The organism is Salmonella sp. SJTUF15591 (assembly GCF_043356435.1).
Lineage (GTDB): Bacteria > Pseudomonadota > Gammaproteobacteria > Enterobacterales > Enterobacteriaceae > Salmonella > Salmonella enterica.
The window spans coordinates 402,336-423,760 of the sequence record NZ_JBEUJO010000001.1 but is presented as its reverse complement, the minus strand read 5'-3'; the positions used below and the strand labels follow the sequence as shown (position 1 = coordinate 423,760).

Here is a 21,425-nt window from a genome sequence, read left to right as displayed (position 1 = left end):
GTGCAATATTATTTGTTCGTTGCAGATATCGCGGTGTTGAAGGGAAACGGGAGCTGGCTTATGTAACAATGCAGCGAAAAAAGTTAAAAAAAAAGCCCATCGTAGGAGACGGGCAAAGACTACACACAGCAATTCGTTGTTTCACTCAGGGGATTTCCATGCTTATAAATCAATGTGTTGATTTATAACCGTGTGCTAATAGTAGGCATGAGCACTTTTTGCGTCGATCAGATTCGTCTCAATAGTTTAAAAACTGTAACGGATTTGCGACAGAAATGAGATGCGGCGGGGAACAGACCGGCGAATCAAAATGGGGTGTGCGTTGAATTGATAAACGTCGCTAAAGCATCGGGCGGCAATGCCGCCCGACGGGATTATGACTGCTTGTTGGCTTCCTCGATATCATCCAACTCTTCAAGGATCTCCTCTGGTTCATTCGTCGGCGCCGGAACTTCATGTACCCATGCGGAGAACAAACGCCAGGTCACGGCCAGAAGCACCGGTCCAATAAACAGACCAATCATACCGAATGCAATCAGGCCGCCGATTACCCCGGAAAGGATCAGAAGCAGCGGTAAATCGGCGCCCATGCGGATGAGTACCGGGCGAATCACGTTATCCAGAGTGCCGACGACGGCGCTCCAAACCAGCAGCACGGTGCCCCAGGTGGTGTCGCCTGTCCAGTAAAGCCAGATAATGGCTGGAATCAATACCGGCAACGGCCCCAACTGAACCAGACACGAAAGGATCATCACTACCGTCAACAGAGTAGCGTAAGGCACGCCGGAAATCGCCAGCCCGACGCCGCCAAGTACCGCCTGTACCAGCGCGGTGACCACCACGCCAAGCGCCACGGCGCGGATCGCCTGGGCAGCCAGCAGAACCGCCGCATCGCCGCGTTTAGCCGCGAGACGACAGGCAAAATGGCGTATTCCCATCGCCACTTGTTCGCCGCGCCAGTAAAGCAGGGCGCTAAACAACAGCATCAGGGCGCAGTGCATCATAAAGCGTCCGATATGCGCCGCCTGACCGACAAACCAGGTCGTGGTTGTGCCGATATAAGGCCGCACTTTCGCCATAATAGCGCTACCGCCCATATCCAGCAGGCTATGCCATCCGGCATACAGTTTGGCGCCAACTAACGGAATATTATTTAACCATGCCAGATCGGGTAGCGTCATATCGCCGCCGGTCACTGCATGGATGAGCGGGCCGCTACCATCGACAATGCTGTTCACCAGCAAGGCGACGGGAATAACGAAGAGCAGCACTAACAGCAGCGTCATGACCAATACGGCAAGCGAGCGGCGGCCCCACAATATTTTTTGTAATTTCAGCAAAACGGGCCAGGTCGCGATAACAATCGTACCTGCCCATGCAAACCCCAAAATAAAAGGCTGTACTATCCACAAACAGGCCACAATCATGATGGCTAAAAACAGCACCGATAGCAGCACTTGCGCAATATCCCTGGGCTGACGAACATTTACCATAAATACTTTTCACCTTTGTCTTTGCGCCAGAACGTTGGCGCGACGTGAACATGCAAACCACACCCTATAATGATGAGCAATTTCAGCGGTTTTTAACAGGCCGATTCTGCATGTAATTCTGTTGGGCGCACAGGAAAAAAATGTGATACAACAAATAACGCAACACGCAAACGATTAAGCATCCCTTCCTGTGCGTAGACCGCTCGCGCTCGCCGGGTTGGGCGCCACCGTTCACAACATAGACCGCAGGAAAAGGTCAATATAATGATTCCACAAATTTCTCAGGCACCCGGCGTCGTTCAGCTGGTGCTCAATTTTTTGCAGGCGCTGGAGCAGCAAGGGTTTACGGGCGATACGGCAACCAGCTATGCCGACCGTCTGACAATGTCGACCGACAACAGTATCTACCAGCTTCTTCCCGATGCTGTTGTGTTTCCCCGTTCTACGGCGGATGTCGCGCTTCTTGCCCGTCTGGCGGCGGAGCCGCGCTTTACGTCGCTGATATTTACCCCTCGAGGCGGCGGTACTGGCACGAATGGCCAGGCGCTAAACCAGGGCATTATTGTTGATATGTCCCGCTATATGAACCGCATTATTGAAATTAATCCTGAAGAGGGATGGGTGCGGGTAGAGGCGGGAGTGATAAAAGATCAGCTTAATCAAGCGTTAAAGCCGTATGGCTATTTTTTTGCGCCGGAACTTTCCACCAGTAATCGCGCCACGCTTGGCGGTATGATTAATACCGATGCCTCTGGTCAGGGTTCGCTGGTCTATGGAAAAACGTCAGATCACGTCTTAGGCATACGGGCCGTATTGTTGGGGGGCGATATCCTTGACACGCAATCGATGCCCGTAGAGCTTGCCCGGACGCTGGGTGAAAACACGACGACGCCAGGCCGCATCTATCAGACCGTCTATCAGTCCTGCCTGGAAAACCGTCAACTTATCCTCGATAGCTTTCCAAAGCTCAATCGCTTCCTGACAGGCTACGATTTACGCCACGTCTTTAACGATGACATGACCCGCTTCGATCTCACCCGCATCTTAACGGGGTCGGAAGGGACGCTGGCGTTTATTACTGAAGCCCGGCTGGATATTACCCCAATACCCAAAGTCCGCCGTCTGGTGAATGTAAAATACGACTCCTTTGATTCCGCGCTGCGTAACGCCCCTTTTATGGTTGATGCGCGCGCCTTATCCGTCGAGACGGTCGATTCCAAAGTCCTTAACCTCGCGCGGGAAGATATTGTCTGGCACTCCGTTAGCGAATTGATTACCGATGTGCCGGATAAAGAGATGCTTGGCCTGAATATCGTGGAATTCGCGGGTGACGATGAAGCGCTTATTGACGGACAGGTCGAGGCGCTGTGCCACCGGCTGGATGGCCTGATGGCGCGTGCGGAAGCGGGCGTGATCGGCTGGCAACTTTGTACCGATTTGACGGGTATTGAGCGTATTTACGCGATGCGTAAAAAAGCGGTAGGGCTGCTGGGTAATGCGAAAGGCGCTGCCAAACCGATTCCTTTTGCGGAAGATACCTGCGTGCCGCCTGAACATCTGGCCGATTACATCGCCGAATTTCGCGCCCTGCTGGATGGTCATGGCTTAAGTTACGGCATGTTCGGCCACGTGGATGCCGGGGTGCTGCATGTGCGTCCGGCGCTGGATATGTGCGATCCGCAGCAGGAACTGTTGATGAAACAGATCTCCGATGAGGTCGTCGCGCTGACCGCCAGATACGGCGGGCTGTTGTGGGGCGAGCATGGAAAAGGTTTTCGTGCGGAATACAGCCCGGCCTTTTTCGGCGAAGTCCTGTATGGCGAGCTGCGCAAAATAAAAGCGGCTTTTGATCCGCATAATCGACTTAACCCGGGTAAAATCTGTCCGCCGCAGGGGATAGAGGCGCCGATGATGAAGGTGGATGCGGTAAAACGCGGCACATGGGATCGGCAAATCCCGCTGGCGGTACGGCAGACCTGGCGCGGCGCTATGGAGTGTAATGGTAACGGCCTGTGCTTTAATTTCGATGCGAAAAGCCCGATGTGCCCGTCGATGAAAATTAGCCTTAACCGGATCCACTCGCCGAAAGGGCGGGCGACGCTGGTACGGGAATGGCTCCGTCTATTGGCCGATCGCGGCGTCGATCCGCTGAAGCTGGAAAAGGAGTTGCCGGAAAAACGCGCCAGCTTACGCACGCTGATTGCCCGCACCCGGAATAGTTGGCACAAACGCAAAGGCGAGTATGACTTTTCCCATGAAGTTAAAGAGGCCATGTCCGGCTGTCTGGCGTGTAAAGCCTGTACGACCCAGTGTCCGATTAAAATCGATGTTCCGGAGTTTCGTTCACGTTTCTTACAGCTTTACCATACGCGTTATCTGCGTCCGGTACGCGATCATCTGGTGGCGACGGTCGAGACCTACGCGCCGCTGATGGCGCGTGCGCCAAAGACCTTTAACTTTTTTATTAACCAACCGGTAGTTCGTAATCTGGCGAAAAAACATATCGGTATGGTGGATTTACCTCTGCTCTCTGCCCCTTCGTTGCAACAGCAACTGGTGGGCCATCCGTCCGCCAATATGACGCTTGAGCAACTGGAGCGCATGAGCGCCGAGCAAAAAGCGAAAACGGTACTGGTGGTTCAGGACCCGTTTACCAGCTACTACGATGCCCGGGTCGTGGCGGACTTTATCCGCCTGGCGGAAAAACTGGGCAGGAGGCCGGTATTGTTACCGTTCTCGCCGAATGGTAAGGCGCAGCATATTAAAGGTTTTCTTAATCGCTTTGCGAAAACGGCGAAAAAAACCTCTGAGTTCCTTAATCGGATCGCCGCGTTGGGGATGCCGATGGTGGGCGTCGATCCGGCGCTGGTTCTGTGTTATCGCGACGAATACAAACTGGCGCTGGGCGAACAGCGCGGCGATTTTCATGTGTTGCTGGTGAATGAATGGCTGGCGCAGGAAATAAATGCAAGACTGTCCGTCGAGGTGAGCGGCGAACCGTGGTACTTTTTTGGTCATTGTACGGAAGTCACGGCTTTACCCGGCGCGCCTGCGCAGTGGGCCGCCATCTTTGCCCATTTTGGCGCGAAGCTGGAAAATGTCAGCGTAGGCTGCTGCGGTATGGCGGGCACTTATGGACATGAACTCACCAATCATAAAAATTCGCTGGGAATTTATGAGCTATCCTGGCATCAGGCGATGCAACGTTTACCGCGAAACCGTTGCCTGGCAACCGGTTATTCCTGCCGAAGCCAGGTTAAACGCATTGAAGGTACGGGCGTGCGTCACCCGTTGCAGGCATTACTGGAGATTATAGGTTGATCTGGAAACGTGAAGTGACCCTCGATGCGCTTAATGCGATGGGGGAAGGGAATATGGTTGGCCTGCTTGATATCCGCTTTGAGCGTATTGGGGACGATACGCTGGAAGCGACAATGCCCGTCGATCATCGCACCAAACAGCCGTTCGGCTTGCTGCATGGCGGAGCGTCTGTGGTGCTGGCGGAAAGTATCGGCTCGGTCGCAGGTTATCTGTGTACGCAGGGGGAGCAAAAGGTGGTGGGGCTGGAGGTGAATGCCAACCATGTACGGTCGGCGCGTCAGGGGCGCGTACGAGGCGTCTGTAAAGCGTTGCATACCGGGGCTCGGCATCAGGTCTGGCAGATAGAGATCTTTGATGAACAGGGACGTCTGTGCTGTTCTTCGCGCCTTACTACGGCGATTGTGTGACGTTGTCACCATAAAAGTGTGATGCATATTGCTTTTGGTCAAAATGTGCGCAGAAAAAGGTGATATACTGTGCACGTTTACACATAAGCGAGGATGATATGTCTACTGATTTAGACCCAACCCAACTGGCGATTGAATTTTTACGCCGTGATAAAACCGAACTTTCTCCCGCGCAGTATTTGAAGCGTTTAAAACAGCTGGAGTTAGAGTTTGCCGATCTCCTCACCCTCTCTGCAACCGAACTGAAAGAAGAGATCTATTTCGCCTGGCGGTTGGGCGTGCATTAATAAAGTCTGTGTAGGCCGGATAAGGCGTTAGCCGCCATCCGGCTATGTTACCAGGCAATCTCACCAGACCCTGTCCCCAGGTAATAGATAACCCCCTTGATTTTGTTTAAAAAAAATACAGATCGCCATTTGTGCTAAAAAGGCGCGCGCTCTTTATGAGATTATTCTTATGCCCCTTCAAGAGCTAAGCCATTAAGAGTGCCGGAGATAAGCGCCGGATGGGGCCGGAACCCTTAAGCCTGTATTGAACAGACTTAAGGGTTTTTCTTTTCCGGGCGCGTAAAAAACTAAGGTCTGTCAATAACCGTTGGCATGTCGTCAGCCGTATGATTATTCAAAATACGGTTAGCCAGCACACCTGACATCATCGATCCGTTAACGTTCAGAGCCGTACGGGCCATATCAACGATAGGTTCGATGGCAATAAAAATACCGACCAGCGCAACGGGAAAATTCAACGTCGACAGGACAATCAGCGCCGCGAACGTACCACCGCCGCCGACGCCGGCTACGCCAATAGACCCTAGCGCAATGGCAGGCAACATCGCGGCCAGAAAATGCAGCGAGAGCGGATCAATGCCGATGGTGGGCGCAATCATCGCTACCATAATAGCCGGATAAATCCCGGCGCAGCCATTTTGCCCCATACTGGAGCCAAACGAGGCGGAAATATTGGCAATGGTGCTTTGTACGCCAAATTTTTCCTGGGCGGAAATGGCCAGCGGGATAGAGGCTGCGCTGCTGCGGGAAACAAACGCAAAGGTTAAGACGGGCCAGACCATTCTGAAATAACGCGCTGGATTATTACCGCTGAGGATCAGCAAAATGGCATGCACGATAAACATCATGAAAATCGCGATGTAACAGGCGCCGATAAAACCAAGTAAGCTGGCGAATTGTTCAAAGTGGTATGATGAAAATACGGTAGTCATTAATGCCATGACGCCATAGGGCGTTAATGCAATAACGATACGTACCATCTTCATGACCCATATCTGAATAGCGTTAATGCCTGCGCTTAATTTCTGACCTTCTTCCGGCGCCTCTTTTTTGACCTTTAACAGGGCGATCCCCGCTATTAGCGTGAAGATAACGATGCCGATAACGGAAACACTTCTGGCCCCCGTAAGATCAAGAAAAATATTAGTCGGAATCAGCGATGTCACTAACTGGGGAATCGACACCGCGGCAGTCTTATTGACTTCTTCCGTAGTTAACATTGACGGCATGTGCACAAAAGCGCTGGCGTCAAGCCCCAGCACATGAGCGGTCAGTAATCCAATAAAACCGGCAACCATCACCAGGCATAACATGCATCCGACGATCGTCAGCGACATTTTTCCGATGCCGGCGCTATTTTCCAGTTTATTGATGGCGGAAAGAATAGAAATAAAAATTAGCGGTATAGCGACCAGTTTTAACAGGTGGACGTAACCATTGCCGACGATGCTGTACCATTCGATAATAGTTTTAGTGTGATTTGCTGAAATAAAATGCAGGGATAAACCAATAACAGCCCCTAAAAAGATAGCGATAAAAACGCTTTTCGACAGGGAATCGCTTTTTTGATTAATTCTCAAGATGACCCACGAGAAAACCAAAAAAAGTGCGATATACGCGAGCGTAACAACCATATTTTAAGCCTCTTGCCTCATTCAGCACCTGAAATGCCGGAAAGAGTTTACATAAACCTATAGCTCAAACTGAGTTATAGAACCGCAGCGGATTATAAAGAGCGCAACGCCAGGTATCCATACAAAAAATGGGGTTCTGACCTCGCCGCCCGGCAATGTCGGCAGCCTATTAATTAAATAGTCATTTTCTATACATCTTTTCGTTTTTGACCTGCCAGAACGGTTAATATCTTATAAATCATTACTTATCAAAAAGTTAAGCGATTTTTTGTCTGTCGTATGACCTGACGGACAGGGTCTATGCTTAATAAAAGGCGCTCAATATAACCATTTGTTGGAAAGCCCCTGCGGTTAAGGGGTTGAAGTGATAATCATTATCACTAACATGCTGTTATATCCTGGTGATTTAGAACGCGAGGTAACTCTATGGAATTGCATTCAGGCACGTTTAACCCGGAGGACTTCCCCTGGCAAGGGCTGACGCTAACGCCAGCGGCGGCAGCGCACATACGTGAACTGGCAGCAAAGCAGCCGGGCATGTTGGGCGTGCGGTTAAGCGTAAAACAGACGGGATGTGCCGGATTTGGCTATGTTCTGGATACCGTTCGGGAGCCGGATAAAGACGATCTGGTTTTTGAAGCCGAAGGCGCAAAGCTTTTCGCACCGTTACAGGCGATGCCTTTTATTGACGGAACAGAAGTGGATTACGTGCAGGAAGGGCTGAACCAGTTATTTAAATTTCATAACCCCAAAGCCCAGAATGAATGCGGCTGCGGCGAAAGTTTTGGGGTATAGGCGGTACTATGTCTCGTAATACTGAAGCAACGGAAGAGGTCGGCATCTGGACAGGCGGACGCCTTAATTACAAAGAAGGATTTTTCACGCAATTACCCACTGATGAACTGGCAAAAGGCATCAGCGAAGAGGTGGTGCGCGCGATTTCCGCAAAGCGTAACGAACCTGAGTGGATGCTGGAATTTCGTCTCAATGCCTATAGAGCCTGGCTGGACATGGATGAACCGCACTGGCTGAAGGCGCACTACGATAAACTGAACTATCAGGACTACAGCTATTACTCTGCGCCATCATGCGGAAACTGCGACGATAACTGCGTTTCCCAGCCGGGAGCCGTACAGCAAACGGGCGCGAATACCTTTTTGAGTAAAGAGGTTGAAGACGCCTTCGAGCAGCTTGGCGTTCCGGTTCGCGAAGGGAAAGAGGTCGCCGTCGATGCGATTTTTGACTCGGTCTCCGTAGCGACCACATACCGTGAAAAACTGGCGGAACAGGGCATTATTTTCTGTTCTTTTGGCGAAGCGATACACGATCACCCTGACCTGGTCAGGAAATATCTTGGCACCGTCGTGCCGGGGAACGATAACTTTTTTGCCGCGCTGAATGCGGCAGTCGCTTCCGATGGGACATTTATCTATGTTCCCAAAGGTGTGCGTTGCCCGATGGAGTTATCCACCTATTTTCGCATTAACGCCGAGAAAACCGGTCAGTTTGAGCGCACGATTCTGGTGGCGGATGAAGGCAGCTATGTGAGTTATATCGAAGGCTGCTCCGCGCCCGTACGCGACAGTTATCAGCTCCACGCCGCGGTAGTGGAAGTCATCATCCATAAAGATGCTGAAGTAAAATATTCCACCGTACAAAACTGGTTCCCGGGCGACAACAATACGGGCGGCATTCTGAACTTTGTGACCAAGCGGGCGTTGTGCGAAGGGGAAAACAGCAAGATGTCGTGGACCCAGTCGGAAACCGGTTCGGCGATTACCTGGAAATACCCGAGCTGTATCCTGCGCGGTGATAATTCTATCGGCGAGTTCTATTCCGTTGCGCTGACCAGTGGACATCAGCAGGCTGACACCGGCACCAAAATGATCCATATCGGTAAAAACACGCGCTCAACCATTATCTCAAAAGGCATTTCCGCCGGCCACAGCCAGAACAGCTACCGTGGGCTGGTAAAAATTATGCCGACGGCAACCAACGCCCGAAATTTCACCCAATGCGACTCCATGTTGATTGGCGCGGACTGCGGCGCGCATACGTTCCCGTATGTTGAATGCCGCAATAACAGCGCGCAGCTGGAGCACGAAGCGACAACATCACGCATCGGTGAAGATCAGCTTTTCTATTGTTTGCAACGCGGTATCAGCGAAGAAGACGCTATTTCGATGATCGTCAACGGTTTCTGCAAAGACGTTTTCTCGGAACTACCGCTGGAGTTCGCCGTTGAAGCGCAAAAACTGCTGGCGATTAGCCTTGAGCACAGCGTCGGTTAATGATGAAGGAAAAACCATGTTAAGCATTAAAGATTTACAGGTCAGTGTGGAAGAAAAAGCGATTTTGCGTGGCCTGAATCTGGAGATTCGCCCCGGCGAAGTTCATGCCATTATGGGGCCGAACGGTTCCGGGAAAAGCACGCTCTCCGCCACTCTGGCTGGACGTGAAGATTATGAGGTCACCGGCGGCTCGGTTACGTTCAAAGGTAAAGATCTGCTTGAACTGTCGCCGGAGGAACGGGCGGGCGAAGGGATTTTTATGGCCTTCCAGTACCCGGTAGAAATCCCCGGTGTCAGTAACCAGTTTTTCCTGCAAACCGCGCTGAATGCCGTGCGCGCCTACCGCGGGCAGACGTCGTTGGATCGCTTTGATTTTCAGGATCTGATGGAAGAAAAGATCGCATTGCTGAAAATGCCGGAAGATTTACTGACCCGTTCGGTAAACGTCGGTTTTTCCGGCGGGGAGAAAAAGCGCAATGATATTTTGCAAATGGCGGTGCTGGAGCCGGAACTGTGCATCCTTGATGAGTCTGACTCCGGACTGGATATCGATGCGTTGAAAATTGTGGCGGAAGGCGTCAACGCGTTACGCGACGATAAACGCGCTTTTATTATCGTGACCCACTATCAGCGCATACTGGACTACATCAAGCCTGATTACGTCCATGTCCTCTATCAGGGGCGAATTGTCCGATCCGGCGATTTTACTCTGGTCAAACAACTGGAGGAGCAGGGTTATGGCTGGCTTACCGAACAGCAGTAAAGCGCTACAGCAATGGCAGCATCTCTTTGAGGAAAAAAGAGAAAGTCGAACTGCGCAGGCAAGACAACATTTACAACAGATGTTACGTCTGGGATTGCCGACGCGTAAACATGAAGACTGGAAATACACGCCGCTGGAGGGCTTAACCCATAGCCAGTTTATCCAGCAGTGTGCGACTATCAGCGCCGCACAGCGTGATGCGTTGGCGCTGCAAATCGATGCCGTGCGGCTGGTGTTTGTCGATGGTCGGTTTATGCCAGAGCTCAGTGATAGCACGCAAAACAGCGGATTTGACGTTAGCGTCAGGGATGAGCGCCAGACGCTTACCGCGCCGGTACATCCCGAGGTTTTTCTGCATCTGACGGAAAGCCTGGCGCAATGTGTTACGTATATACAGGTCCGGCGAAATCAGCGTCCGACCAGGCCGCTACTGTTAATGCATATCACGCAGGGCGTGGATGGCGACGAGCTGAATACCGCGCATTATCGCCACCATCTGGCGCTGGCGGAAGGCGCGGAAGCGACGGTTATTGAGCATTATGTCAGCCTTACAGCGGCAAAACATTTTACCGGCGCGCGTCTGACGATGAACGTTGCAGACAATGCGCAACTGCGTCATATCAAACTGGCGTTTGAAAATGCGTCCAGCTATCACTTTGCGCATAACGATCTTCTGCTGGCGACAGACGCCTCGGCGTTTAGCCACAGTTTTCTGCTGGGCGCCGAAGTACTACGTCACCACAGCAGCTCACAACTGAATGGCGAAAACGCGACGCTTCGACTGAATAGTCTGGCGATGCCGGTGAAAAATGAAGTCTGCGATACGCGGACATGGCTGGAACATAACAAAGGTTACTGTAACAGCCGCCAGTTGCACAAGACCATCGTCAGCGACAAAGGACGCGCGGTCTTTAATGGCCTGATTAACGTGGCGCAACACGCCATTAAAACCGACGGCCAGATGACCAATAATAACCTGTTGTTGGGGAAACTGGCTGAAGTCGATACCAAACCGCAATTAGAGATCTATGCCGATGACGTGAAGTGCAGCCACGGCGCGACGATCGGGCGTATTGACGATGAGCAGATGTTTTATCTGCAATCACGCGGCATCAGGCAGCAGGAGGCGCGGCACATGATTCTTTACGCGTTTGCCGCAGAGTTAACGGAAGCTATCCATGATAGCGCCCTTAAACAGCAGGTGCTGGCGCGAATCGGCCAGCGACTGCCCGGAGGCCTGGTATGACATTTCCTGTAGAAAAAGTACGGGCGGATTTTCCCATACTGCAGCGTGAAGTTAACGGCCTGCCGCTGGCTTACCTGGACAGCGCAGCCAGCGCTCAAAAACCCAATCAGGTGATTGACGCTGAATCTGCCTTCTACCGTCACGGCTATGCTGCGGTACATCGAGGTATCCATACGTTAAGCGCACAGGCGACCGAAAGCATGGAGAATGTGCGTAAGCAGGCGTCGCGGTTTATTAACGCCCGCTCCGCAGAAGAACTGGTGTTCGTGCGCGGTACGACGGAGGGCATTAACCTTGTCGCCAACAGTTGGGGAACGGAAAATATTCGCGCCGGGGATAACATTATTATCAGCGAGATGGAGCATCACGCCAACATCGTTCCCTGGCAGATGCTGTGCGAGCGTAAAGGCGCCGAACTGCGCGTGATCCCATTGCATCCTGACGGTACGCTGCGGCTGGAGACCTTAGCTGCGCTGTTCGATGACCGGACCCGACTGCTGGCCATTACCCACGTTTCCAATGTGCTGGGGACGGAAAACCCACTGCCGGACATGATTGCGCTGGCGCGCCAGCATGGGGCGAAAGTGCTGGTGGATGGCGCCCAGGCCGTGATGCACCATGCTGTTGACGTCCAGGCGCTGGACTGCGATTTTTACGTTTTCTCCGGCCATAAACTTTACGGGCCGACCGGCATCGGCATTCTGTATGTTAAAGAGGCGTTGCTGCAAGAAATGCTGCCGTGGGAAGGGGGCGGGTCGATGATCTCGACCGTCAGCCTGACGCAGGGAACGACATGGGCGAAAGCGCCCTGGCGTTTTGAGGCGGGAACGCCGAATACTGGCGGCATCATCGGTCTCGGCGCGGCGATTGACTATGTGACGTCGCTGGGACTGGATAAGATTGGCGATTATGAGCAGATGCTGATGCGCTATGCGCTGGAGCAACTGGCGCAGGTGCCTGATATCACGCTGTATGGTCCGGCGCAGCGGTTGGGCGTCATCGCGTTTAATCTGGGTAAACACCATGCTTACGACGTCGGTAGCTTTCTTGATAATTACGGTATCGCGGTACGAACGGGACATCACTGCGCAATGCCGCTCATGGCCTGGTATGGCGTGCCGGCAATGTGCCGGGCTTCGCTGGCGATGTATAACACCCATGAAGAAGTGGACCGACTGGTGGCAGGATTAACGCGTATCCACCGCTTATTGGGATAACAGTGAGGTTTTATGGCTGCGCTACCGGATAAAGAAAAATTGCTGCGTAACTTTACGCGTTGCGCTAATTGGGAAGAGAAATATTTATATATTATTGAGTTGGGGCAGCGCCTGGCGGAGTTAAATCCGCAGGATCGCAATCCGCAAAATACGATTCATGGCTGTCAGAGCCAGGTGTGGATAGTGATGCGGCGAAACGCCAACGGCATTATCGAATTGCAGGGCGACAGCGACGCGGCGATCGTTAAAGGCCTTATGGCGGTGGTATTTATTTTGTACCACCAAATGACGGCGCAGGATATTGTGCATTTTGATGTCCGGCCATGGTTCGAAAAAATGGCGCTTACACAGCACCTCACGCCTTCTCGTTCTCAGGGGCTGGAAGCAATGATTCGCGCAATTCGCGCTAAGGCCGCCACTCTTAGCTAAACTGTACAGACAGCGTTCTACCTGATGTCAAATCCTTTGTCGGACGGCGACGTCGCTTTATCCAGAGTGGACAGAGCGTATATTTTGTTGTTCTGATAAGCGAAGCGCTACCAGTCGTCGCAGAGGGCATCACCAGGAATACAGGAGGTTTGGTATGAAACGTGCGTCTTTCATTACGCTAACTATTATCGGCGCGTATAGCGCGTTACAGGCAGCCTGGGCGGTTGATTATCCATTACCGCCCGAAGGCAGCCGTCTTATTGGTCAGAATCAAACCTATACCGTACAGGACGGTGATAAAAACCTGCAGGCTATCGCCCGGCGTTTTGATACGGCGGCGATGCTCATTCTTGAAGCGAACAATACGATTGCGCCGGTGCCTAAGCCCGGTACGCTAATTACCATTCCCTCGCAGATGCTATTGCCGGATGCGCCCAGGGAAGGCGTTATCGTCAACCTCGCGGAGCTACGGTTGTATTATTACCCGCCGGGAGAAAACCGTGTTCAGGTGTATCCCATCGGCATCGGTTTGCAGGGGCTGGAAACTCCCGTCATGGATACCCGGATAGGGCAAAAGATCCCCAACCCGACGTGGACGCCGACGGCGGGCATACGCCAACGTTCGCTTGAGCGGGGGATCACGCTGCCGCCAGTGATCCCTGCCGGGCCAAATAACCCGCTGGGACGCTATGCGCTGCGTCTGGCGCACGGTAATGGGGAATATCTCATTCATGGCACCAGCGCGCCGGATAGCGTGGGTCTGCGCGTGAGTTCCGGTTGCATTCGCATGAACGCGCCGGACATCAAAGCGTTATTTGCGCAGGTCAGAACGGGGACGCCGGTAAAAGTGATTAACCAGCCGGTGAAATTCTCTGTCGAGCCGAATGGCATTCGTTATGTAGAGGTACACAGGCCGCTATCGCCGGAAGAAGAGCAAAACGTGCAGACGATGCCCTACGTGTTGCCTGCGGAATTTACCGCGTTCAGAAACGCGCAAGGGGTGGATAGTCGCCTGGTCGATAAGGCGCTATACCGGCGAGCCGGGTATCCTGTCAGTGTGAGCGCCGGGCAGACGCCAGCGGTAAATACGACCGCAGTCGAATCCGCTCAGAACGGTTTTGTCGGGGAAGAGGGGCAAACGCGCGCGACGCAGTAGCCTTCGCAGTAAATGACGGACAAAAAAATGGCGCACGATGTGCGCCATTTTATATCGTGCGTCAAATCATTTACAGATGCGGAATACTTTGTTGTCCAGACGTTGGTTCGCGCGAGCAGCATCGTCTTTAGCAGCCTGAACGTCGGAACGCATTGCATTTACGTCATTACTCAGTTGCTCAACTTTAGCGCTCAGCGTCTGTACATCGGAAGACAACTGATCGATTTTAGCGTTGCTGGAACAACCTGCCAGTAACGTGGAACCCAGAACTACTGCACCTAAGATCAGCTTGTTAGTACGGGTCATAACAATAACCTTATACTTTGTGTGGTTATATAGGTAAAAAAAATGGCGCACAATGTGCGCCATTTTTATTACGCAGGTACTATTACTTACGGTATTTAGTAGCCTGGTTGTCCAGACGCTGGTTAGCGCGAGCTGCGTCGTCTTTAGCAGCCTGAACGTCGGAACGCATTGCGTTCACGTCGTTGCTCAGCTGGTCAACTTTAGCGTTCAGAGTCTGAACGTCAGAAGACAGCTGATCGATTTTAGCGTTGCTGGAGCAACCAGCCAGCAGAGTAGAACCCAGGATTACCGCGCCCAGTACCAGTTTAGTACGATTCATTATTAATACCCTCTAGATTGAGTTAATCTCCATGTAGCGTTACAAGTATTACACAAACTTTTTTATGTTGAGAATATTTTTTTGATGGGAATGCACTTATTTTTGATCGTTCGCTCAAAGAAGCATCGAAATGCATGAAAGTCCCTAAAAAACCGAAAGAAAACAGGGGGCTTCCATCGGATTCTTCTTAGATAATCCGCAATTAGATAGTAAAATCCGATTTGATTTTTTTATTAATAGTGGCTATCGATTAAATAAAAAAAGCGCCGGAAGGGCGCTTTTTTAAACAAATTAATTCACACAACAATTATTACAGTACGTGAACAGAGGCGGTGTTAGTGGTGCCGCTTGGAACCAGCGCGCCGGAGACCATCACTACGACGTCGCCTTTCTGGGCGAGGCCGCTTTGCAGGGCGACATCTTTGCCCAGACGGTAGAAATCATCAGTAGAATTGATTTCTTTTACCAGCTGCGATACCACGCCTTTGCTCAGTACTAACTGACGGGCGGTCACTTCATTGGTGGTCAATGCCAGGATGGTGGCGTCCGGGAAGTATTTACGCACGGCGCGAGCGGATTTACCGCCCTGGGTCGCTACCACGATCAGCGGCGCTTCCAGTTTTTCGGCGGTTTCTACCGCGCCGCGGCATACTGCTTCCGTAATGCGCAGTTTACGGCTGTCGTTGTTGTAGTCCAGACGGCTGTTCATGACACGGTCGGTACGTTCGCAGATGGTTGCCATGATAGAAACGGCTTCCAGCGGGTATTTCCCTTTTGCGGATTCGCCGGACAGCATAACCGCATCCGTACCGTCGAGGATGGCGTTCGCAACGTCGCCTGCTTCTGCGCGGGTCGGACGCGGATTTTTGATCATAGAATCCAGCATCTGAGTCGCGGTGATCACGACTTTACGTGCGCGGATACATTTTTCGATCATCATTTTCTGCGCAAAGATCACTTCTTCAACCGGGATTTCTACGCCCAGGTCGCCACGCGCAACCATGATGCCGTCAGAAGCTTCGAGAATTTCATCGAAGTTGTTCAGGCCTTCCTGGTTTTCGATCTTAGAGATAATCTGGATGTTTTCGCCGCCGTGGGCTTTCAGATGCTCGCGAATTTCGACAACGTCAGAACGTTTACGGATAAAGGACGCAGCAACAAAGTCAACGCCCTGTTCGCAACCGAAGATCAGGTCCTGTTTGTCTTTTTCAGCCAGCGCCGGCAGCGCAATAGAAACGCCCGGCAGGTTAACGCCTTTGTTCTCGCCCAGATCGCCGTTGTTCAGCACCTTACAAATGACTTTATTGCCTTCGATGGCGGTCACTTCCATACCGATCAGACCATCGTCAACCAGGACGGTGTTGCCAACGCTCAGGTCGCTGGTGAAGCCTTCATAGGTGACGGCAACGATTTCATTATTACCGACCACGGATTTGTCGGTGGTAAAAGTAAAGGTTTGACCCGCTTTCAGCGAAACGTCGTTACCGCCTTCCAGTTTAATGGTGCGGATTTCTGGTCCTTTAGTATCAAGCAGAATAGCGGCTTTTTTACCAGTTTTGCTCATCACGTTGCGCAAGTTCTGGATACGCTGACCGTGTTCTGCATAATCGCCATGAGAGAAGTTCAGACGCATCACGTTCATGCCCGCGTCCAGCATTTTGCTTAACATCTCTTCGGATTCGGTTTTCGGACCGATAGTACAAACAATTTTCGTCTTTTTCATGACAGTCTTAGTCTTTAAGTTGAGGAGGATATGGAAATCTGGCTTCGGGCGCGCACGGCCCGGAAGCTAAGCCTGTGTTGCTAAAGTGATGATGCCTCGCTCTAAGGATAGGTGACATCGAAAGAGCGTGCAGAGGAATGTGTGCTCGCGTTTCAGCCCAACGGGAAGGGGATAATTTTAGTCGTTGAGTTTTACAGTCCAATGCGCTGAAACCATTCAAGAGACAATTGGCGCGCATTATACGCTGAAATTTACAAAAAAGGAAAATGAAAACCCTGTTTCAAAAGACATCTGTGCAGATTCACAACGGTTTGTTATTACGCTGTTTACGATGTCGCTGGCGATGACGCCGCCCGAACAGGGGCGGCGTTGCGCAACAGCTGGTGTTGTTGCGCATAATGTCAATCGAGCAACTTTTTGCCTTCCAGGTCGATGGCGATGTTTTGGTTGTGTGCTTTTCGGTAGCACAGTATCGCTATCCCGATCGCCGCCCAGCTAATTCCGAGTATCAGAGCGTGAATGTTCATGTTTAAACAGACGTAGCCGATGACGATCATCCCCATGATCGGCGAAATGACATGGGCGAAAATGCGCCGCTGGGCTTTCATCCGGAAATTGAACAGGATAAACACACATAGGTTCACGACAAAAAAAGCGAAAAGCGCGCCAAAGTTCACCAGCGTGGAGATAGATTCAATCTTGCCGGAAAACAGGTAGCTGAGCAGCAGGGTGACGCCGCCGGTAAACAGAATGGCATAATCCGGCGTTTTACGCGTGGTATGGACGTGAGCGAGGAAGGCGGGCAACATTCGGTCGCGCCCCATTGAAAATAGCACTCTGGACACCGCCGTTTGCGCGGTAATAATGTTGCCGACGGCGCACACAAACGCCACAATGATGGAAAACGCCACTTTGAGCCAGATACCGCCAACGTTGCCGGCAATGGTGAAAAATGCTTCATTCGTCGCATTACCTTCCGCGAAGCGGTCGACATTACCGGTGGCGAACGCCGCAAACGCCACAACGATAATAAACAGTACCGTCGCCAAAACTAACGCCAACAGCGTTGCTTTACTGACGGCGCGTCCCCCGCCTTCGCTTTCTTCACTTAATGTACTGATAGCGTCAAAGCCGAGAAAGTTCAGCGCCGCCACCGAAATCGCCGTCGCGATGAGCCCAGGAGTGAACCACTGTGAATTGAAAAAAGGCCGGAAGGAAAGCGTTATCTGACTACTGTCCAGCATCATCAGACGGACAATGAGTAGCACGAAAATCGCCAGAATACCGAGTTGAATAAAGACCAGTAACTTATCGAATTTCGCCGTTTGCTGTATCCCGAGATAGTTGACTCCGGTGCCAATAGCCACATAAATCAACGGCCAGACCCAGACAGGGATTTGCGGTAAAATAGCGTGGACCGCGACACCGCCCAGCACAGCTACGAGCGTAGGGAACAAAAGATAATCCAGCAGTAATATCCATCCGGTCAGAAACCCTACGGCGGGATTAATGCATACGCCAGCATACGCATAGGCCGAACCCGACGAGGAGATATGCTGCGATAAGGTAGAGTAGCTGTACGCGGTAAAAAACATCGCGATCGCGCCAATAATATAAACCAGCGCAACCATACCGTGCGAAAGATTATAAACGACGCCATAAAGAGAGACTGGCGCGATAGGCACCATAAACACCAGACCATAAAGCACTAAATCGGTAAGAGACAATTTTTTGACTTTTTTCATGATAAATACCTTAATGGCTTTTTATGCCAGGTCGCGTAAAAACGCGCTTACCGCTGCGAGGCAGGGCGCGATATTTTCTTCATGTGGGTTATGGCTGCTGCCGGGAATAGTGACCGCGCGGCAGTCTGAAATGTGAGAGAGCAGCGGAGAGACGACGCGCTCGGTTGCCTGATCGTTTTCGCCGCGCAGTACCAGAACAGGACAGCGTATCTGGCACAAATGGGGCGTAATATCCCAGTCGGCAAGTTTGCCATTTGCCGCCAGTTCATTGGTTCCCCATAAAATGTGATAACCCGTAGGGTCGGCGGCGAACTGCGCATTAGATCGCTGAACATGAACGGCTTCTTCCGCGAGGGTATAAACGTGCCTGGCATAATAAGCGACCAGCTGTTCCGGTGGGTTTTGATAAATGACGGCGGGCATAATGACGTTTTTGATATCGTCATCGGACATTGGCGTCAGAGCGTTAAAGAGCCGTATGGCTTCCTGTTGCCACAGGGCGATACTGGCCGGCGAACTGGCCAGTATCGTCCCGCGAAGCCCGGCAGGCTGTAAGCAGGCGTGCTCTGCGGCAAGCATTCCGCCCCAGGAATGTCCCAGTATCGAATACCCGTGCCCAATACCCAGGTGATGAATTAATTGGGTTAATTGACGGAGATAACGCGCAATAGTCCAGAAAGACGCGTCGGCATGAGGAAAATGCGTTGAACGACCGCAACCATATTGATCGTAAAATATTACCATGCGCCCGTCATCAGCCAGACGGCGATAATTTAATAAATAATCAAAGCCGCCAGAAGGGCCGCCGTGAAGGATAATGAGCGGCGTGAGTAATGATTTTCTGTCTCCATAAATCCGATAGCTTGTCAATATGTTTTCAGAAAACATTTCGCCATAGAGATAAGTATCATTCATATTCTTAATGACTCAGTGTGTGGCAGGGCAGGCGAAATTTATATTCGCCTGGATAATATTATTTTTTTATTGTGTGTAAAACATTACACCAGAAGGTGGCGTAATGTTCCCATTGCAGAAACAGCGGACTTCCCCAGTGCGGCGAACAATCACTGGCAAAGCAACATACTTTCCCTTTATGGTAAGTACCCATAACTAACAGTGGATCGCCATTAATTTCAGCAAGGACCTGACTATTTTCTTTGGCGATAAGCTTGTTATAGCCCAACAGCGGCGGCCATTCGCTAAATGGCTGGGTAATAACATGCTCTACCGCAGTATTTACTGCTTTACATCCTTGCGGTAGTTCTACGCGGTCATCTACATCCAGCATATCAACCGGCAATACCTCCGCCAGAACCGTATTTTTATAATTGGCTTTTGCTTCTATTCCCGTAAAGGATAAATACCCGCCGATCATCAACAGACCGCCGCCCTCAGCAACATAATCGGCGATAAGTTGTAATGCATCAGGAATAATGTCCATATTATAAAAGGTTCTGTTTTGTAGCAGGAACGTATTGCTACCGATATCACTGATGACGATCGCATCATAGCAGGCTAATGCTTCGGCGGTTTGTGGAAAACGAGTTTGCACAATATGGGCAGGCATGTAGTCCACATCGATATTACCCTGGCGTAAGCAGGATAATAAATAGTCTGCGCCTTCTTCGTATTTGCTCGATGTAAAGCTATCAAAACCTTTAGAGTGAATCATATGAATGTGCCAGGATTCGCCAATAAATAAAATTTTCATTATGTCACCTGTTAATTAATGTGAATGACTTTATTAGATTGGGTACGCATTCGATGTAAAACCTGCAAGTGCTGAGGCATACTCGACGCACCGACTTGTTCCACCGCCAGAGAAGCGAAAGCGGAGGCATATTGAATGGCTGCGACCATGTCTGCTTGTCGCGCCAGCGCGGCGGCTAAGGCGCCATTAAAAGCGTCACCGGCCCCGGCGGCATCTTTTACCACGGCGCTCCACGCAGGAATATACAACGTGCGGGCGTGCTCACAGAGCAGAGAGCCACGGGCGCCAAGGGTAATGATGACTTTTTTCACCCCGGATTGCAGAATAATATTTCCGGCTTTTTTCGCATCATTAATATCAGTAATGGTTACACCGGATAAAAAAGAGGCTTCAGTTTCATTCGGCGTGATGATGTCAATATCAGATAATAAATGCGTCACCTGTTTCGTATAGGGGGCAGGATTCAGCATGATCATTTTATTTTCTTGTTTGCCCAGGCGGATAAATTCAGTCAACGCTTCAATGTTCGTTTCGAGCTGCATTAACATAACGTCAGACTCGGCGATATAACGGTGTTGCTCGTTAATCTCTTGCGTGGTGAGCATCATATTGGCGCCAGGGTAGATGGCGATAATATTATCGCCATCCACGGCGGAGACATAGATCAATGCGCTACCGGTGGGCGCTTTATCTGTTTGATACGCGCTGTATGAGGTGATGCCTGATTGAATAATATGATTCATAGCAAATGCGCTGAACTGATCTTTGCCCACTTTAAAAATAAAATGCGCCGCAGCGCCGGCATTGTTTGCCGCTAAAGCCTGGTTGGCTCCTTTACCGCCAGGATAGAATCCAAATTGACTGGCCAGAATGGATTCTCCGCTTTGTGGAAACCACGGCACGGTTGCTGAAACATCAATATTGAATGAGCCTAAAACACACACCTTGCCTGCTTTTTTTGTGTTTTCCCGGCGCAGTTTTGCATCCTGATGGATTGGCGTGGCGATAGTGCTGGAGATATCAATCTTATTTTCAGTGATAAGCTTACTCAGCGCGTCACGGTTTAAAATCCCTCCGCCATAGCAACGCTGAAGCATACCTGATTTCTGGAAATAGCGTAGATCGGAACGAATAGTCTCCTGGCTAACCTTATAAAGGTCTGAAAGTTTACTGACGCTAACACTATTATCCTTTATCAGTAAATTAATGATGGCATGACGTCTTTCTTCTTTAAACATATTGCCTCCGGGTAGTGAGTTGAATTGTATTTATGGCAATGTTGTCATGCGGTGAATTCAATCACAGATTATGCGGTCAACCGGAAGTAACCCCAAATGAATGTCAATAATCAGAAGCGCAGCCAATGTGTTAAATATT

At 51.0% G+C, this 21,425-nt stretch carries 19 protein-coding genes and 1 other RNA gene; 10 read left to right on the top strand and 10 right to left on the bottom strand.

What is annotated here, in order from left to right; genetic code table 11:
* Window positions 1-84: 84 nt before the first annotated feature.
* An RNA gene (gene rprA / locus ABVM99_RS02065) (antisense sRNA RprA) lies at window positions 85-192 on the bottom strand.
* 182 nt (window positions 193-374) lie between these two features.
* Complete coding sequence (gene ydiK / locus ABVM99_RS02060; protein WP_000248615.1) at window positions 375-1,493, bottom strand: AI-2E family transporter YdiK; 1,119 nt, start codon at window positions 1,491-1,493, stop codon at window positions 375-377.
* Window positions 1,494-1,757: 264 nt separating this feature from the next.
* Between ydiK and ABVM99_RS02055 the strand changes: the two genes are divergently transcribed.
* The 3 genes from ABVM99_RS02055 to ABVM99_RS02045 all read left to right on the top strand — a co-directional run bounded on the left by ABVM99_RS02055 (window position 1,758) and on the right by ABVM99_RS02045 (window position 5,508).
* A complete protein-coding gene (locus ABVM99_RS02055) occupies window positions 1,758-4,814 on the top strand; it encodes an FAD-binding and (Fe-S)-binding domain-containing protein (RefSeq protein ID WP_000612922.1) in 3,057 nt (1,018 codons plus the stop codon).
* Window positions 4,811-5,221: a 1,4-dihydroxy-2-naphthoyl-CoA hydrolase gene (gene menI / locus ABVM99_RS02050; protein WP_000637930.1), complete on the top strand. Its 411-nt coding sequence runs from the start codon at window positions 4,811-4,813 to the stop codon at window positions 5,219-5,221. Before ABVM99_RS02055 ends, menI begins: the two co-directional genes overlap by 4 nt.
* 98 nt (window positions 5,222-5,319) lie before the next feature.
* A complete protein-coding gene (locus tag ABVM99_RS02045) occupies window positions 5,320-5,508 on the top strand; it encodes a YdiH family protein (protein ID WP_001537749.1) in 189 nt (62 codons plus the stop codon).
* Between the two features lie 287 nt (window positions 5,509-5,795).
* Here ABVM99_RS02045 and ABVM99_RS02040 read toward each other — a convergent pair whose 3' ends face one another.
* The gene (locus ABVM99_RS02040; protein ID WP_023195029.1) at window positions 5,796-7,142 is read right to left on the bottom strand and encodes an L-cystine transporter; all 1,347 of its coding nucleotides are present in this window, start codon (window positions 7,140-7,142) and stop codon (window positions 5,796-5,798) included.
* A gap of 426 nt (window positions 7,143-7,568) precedes the next feature.
* Here ABVM99_RS02040 and sufA point away from each other — a divergent pair, with 426 nt between their 5' ends.
* The 7 genes from sufA to ABVM99_RS02005 all read left to right on the top strand — a co-directional run bounded on the left by sufA (window position 7,569) and on the right by ABVM99_RS02005 (window position 14,244).
* The gene (sufA, locus tag ABVM99_RS02035) at window positions 7,569-7,937 is read left to right on the top strand and encodes a Fe-S cluster assembly scaffold SufA (protein ID WP_000418973.1); all 369 of its coding nucleotides are present in this window, start codon (window positions 7,569-7,571) and stop codon (window positions 7,935-7,937) included.
* 8 nt (window positions 7,938-7,945) lie between these two features.
* On the top strand, window positions 7,946-9,433 hold the full coding sequence (sufB, locus tag ABVM99_RS02030) for a Fe-S cluster assembly protein SufB (protein ID WP_000089375.1): 1,488 nt from the start codon (window positions 7,946-7,948) through the stop codon (window positions 9,431-9,433).
* A gap of 16 nt (window positions 9,434-9,449) precedes the next feature.
* Complete coding sequence (gene sufC, locus ABVM99_RS02025; protein WP_000948904.1) at window positions 9,450-10,196, top strand: Fe-S cluster assembly ATPase SufC; 747 nt, start codon at window positions 9,450-9,452, stop codon at window positions 10,194-10,196.
* Window positions 10,171-11,442, top strand: a complete 1,272-nt coding sequence (gene sufD, locus ABVM99_RS02020; protein ID WP_023195439.1) for a Fe-S cluster assembly protein SufD — start codon at window positions 10,171-10,173, stop codon at window positions 11,440-11,442. Before sufC ends, sufD begins: the two co-directional genes overlap by 26 nt.
* A complete protein-coding gene (sufS, locus tag ABVM99_RS02015) occupies window positions 11,439-12,659 on the top strand; it encodes a cysteine desulfurase SufS (protein ID WP_023195438.1) in 1,221 nt (406 codons plus the stop codon). Before sufD ends, sufS begins: the two co-directional genes overlap by 4 nt.
* Window positions 12,660-12,671: 12 nt before the next feature.
* The gene (gene sufE, locus ABVM99_RS02010; RefSeq protein WP_000729470.1) at window positions 12,672-13,088 is read left to right on the top strand and encodes a cysteine desulfuration protein SufE; all 417 of its coding nucleotides are present in this window, start codon (window positions 12,672-12,674) and stop codon (window positions 13,086-13,088) included.
* Between the two features lie 154 nt (window positions 13,089-13,242).
* Window positions 13,243-14,244 (top strand): L,D-transpeptidase family protein, encoded by a 1,002-nt coding sequence (locus ABVM99_RS02005; RefSeq protein WP_017441005.1) that lies wholly within the window; start codon window positions 13,243-13,245, stop codon window positions 14,242-14,244.
* A 66-nt stretch (window positions 14,245-14,310) separates the two neighbouring features.
* Here the strand turns inward: ABVM99_RS02005 and ABVM99_RS02000 are convergent, their stop codons facing one another.
* The 7 genes from ABVM99_RS02000 to ABVM99_RS01970 all read right to left on the bottom strand — a co-directional run bounded on the left by ABVM99_RS02000 (window position 14,311) and on the right by ABVM99_RS01970 (window position 21,286).
* On the bottom strand, window positions 14,311-14,550 hold the full coding sequence (locus ABVM99_RS02000) for a major outer membrane lipoprotein (protein ID WP_001727727.1): 240 nt from the start codon (window positions 14,548-14,550) through the stop codon (window positions 14,311-14,313).
* A gap of 82 nt (window positions 14,551-14,632) precedes the next feature.
* Window positions 14,633-14,869 carry a murein lipoprotein Lpp gene (gene lpp / locus ABVM99_RS01995; RefSeq protein WP_001082307.1) on the bottom strand — a complete coding sequence of 79 codons (237 nt, stop codon included), beginning with the start codon at window positions 14,867-14,869 and terminating at the stop codon, window positions 14,633-14,635.
* A 310-nt stretch (window positions 14,870-15,179) separates the two neighbouring features.
* Window positions 15,180-16,592, bottom strand: a complete 1,413-nt coding sequence (gene pykF, locus ABVM99_RS01990; RefSeq protein WP_000751447.1) for a pyruvate kinase PykF — start codon at window positions 16,590-16,592, stop codon at window positions 15,180-15,182.
* A 401-nt stretch (window positions 16,593-16,993) separates the two neighbouring features.
* Window positions 16,994-18,337, bottom strand: a complete 1,344-nt coding sequence (locus tag ABVM99_RS01985; RefSeq protein WP_000756094.1) for an APC family permease — start codon at window positions 18,335-18,337, stop codon at window positions 16,994-16,996.
* Between the two features lie 21 nt (window positions 18,338-18,358).
* Window positions 18,359-19,252, bottom strand: coding sequence for a proline iminopeptidase-family hydrolase (locus ABVM99_RS01980; protein WP_001000508.1), 894 nt, complete (start codon window positions 19,250-19,252; stop codon window positions 18,359-18,361).
* Window positions 19,253-19,310: 58 nt separating this feature from the next.
* Window positions 19,311-20,048: a glutamine amidotransferase gene (locus tag ABVM99_RS01975; RefSeq protein WP_023195775.1), complete on the bottom strand. Its 738-nt coding sequence runs from the start codon at window positions 20,046-20,048 to the stop codon at window positions 19,311-19,313.
* An 11-nt stretch (window positions 20,049-20,059) separates the two neighbouring features.
* Window positions 20,060-21,286 carry a PfkB family carbohydrate kinase gene (locus ABVM99_RS01970; protein ID WP_000471822.1) on the bottom strand — a complete coding sequence of 409 codons (1,227 nt, stop codon included), beginning with the start codon at window positions 21,284-21,286 and terminating at the stop codon, window positions 20,060-20,062.
* Window positions 21,287-21,425 lie beyond the last annotated feature (139 nt).

Bases quoted from the DNA above. Each gene is read 5' to 3' on its own strand.
- ydiK (WP_000248615.1), bottom strand. From the start codon at position 1,493: ATGGTAAATGTTCGTCAGCCCAGGGATATTGCGCAAGTGCTGCTATCG.
- ABVM99_RS02055 (WP_000612922.1), top strand. From the start codon at position 1,758: ATGATTCCACAAATTTCTCAGGCACCCGGCGTCGTTCAGCTGGTGCTC.
- ABVM99_RS02045 (WP_001537749.1), top strand. From the start codon at position 5,320: ATGTCTACTGATTTAGACCCAACCCAACTGGCGATTGAATTTTTACGC.
- ABVM99_RS02040 (WP_023195029.1), bottom strand. From the start codon at position 7,142: ATGGTTGTTACGCTCGCGTATATCGCACTTTTTTTGGTTTTCTCGTGG.
- sufA (WP_000418973.1), top strand. From the start codon at position 7,569: ATGGAATTGCATTCAGGCACGTTTAACCCGGAGGACTTCCCCTGGCAA.
- sufB (WP_000089375.1), top strand. From the start codon at position 7,946: ATGTCTCGTAATACTGAAGCAACGGAAGAGGTCGGCATCTGGACAGGC.
- sufC (WP_000948904.1), top strand. From the start codon at position 9,450: ATGTTAAGCATTAAAGATTTACAGGTCAGTGTGGAAGAAAAAGCGATT.
- sufD (WP_023195439.1), top strand. From the start codon at position 10,171: ATGGCTGGCTTACCGAACAGCAGTAAAGCGCTACAGCAATGGCAGCAT.
- sufS (WP_023195438.1), top strand. From the start codon at position 11,439: ATGACATTTCCTGTAGAAAAAGTACGGGCGGATTTTCCCATACTGCAG.
- sufE (WP_000729470.1), top strand. From the start codon at position 12,672: ATGGCTGCGCTACCGGATAAAGAAAAATTGCTGCGTAACTTTACGCGT.
- ABVM99_RS02005 (WP_017441005.1), top strand. From the start codon at position 13,243: ATGAAACGTGCGTCTTTCATTACGCTAACTATTATCGGCGCGTATAGC.
- ABVM99_RS02000 (WP_001727727.1), bottom strand. From the start codon at position 14,550: ATGACCCGTACTAACAAGCTGATCTTAGGTGCAGTAGTTCTGGGTTCC.
- lpp (WP_001082307.1), bottom strand. From the start codon at position 14,869: ATGAATCGTACTAAACTGGTACTGGGCGCGGTAATCCTGGGTTCTACT.
- pykF (WP_000751447.1), bottom strand. From the start codon at position 16,592: ATGAAAAAGACGAAAATTGTTTGTACTATCGGTCCGAAAACCGAATCC.
- ABVM99_RS01985 (WP_000756094.1), bottom strand. From the start codon at position 18,337: ATGAAAAAAGTCAAAAAATTGTCTCTTACCGATTTAGTGCTTTATGGT.
- ABVM99_RS01980 (WP_001000508.1), bottom strand. From the start codon at position 19,252: ATGAATGATACTTATCTCTATGGCGAAATGTTTTCTGAAAACATATTG.
- ABVM99_RS01975 (WP_023195775.1), bottom strand. From the start codon at position 20,048: ATGAAAATTTTATTTATTGGCGAATCCTGGCACATTCATATGATTCAC.
- ABVM99_RS01970 (WP_000471822.1), bottom strand. From the start codon at position 21,286: ATGTTTAAAGAAGAAAGACGTCATGCCATCATTAATTTACTGATAAAG.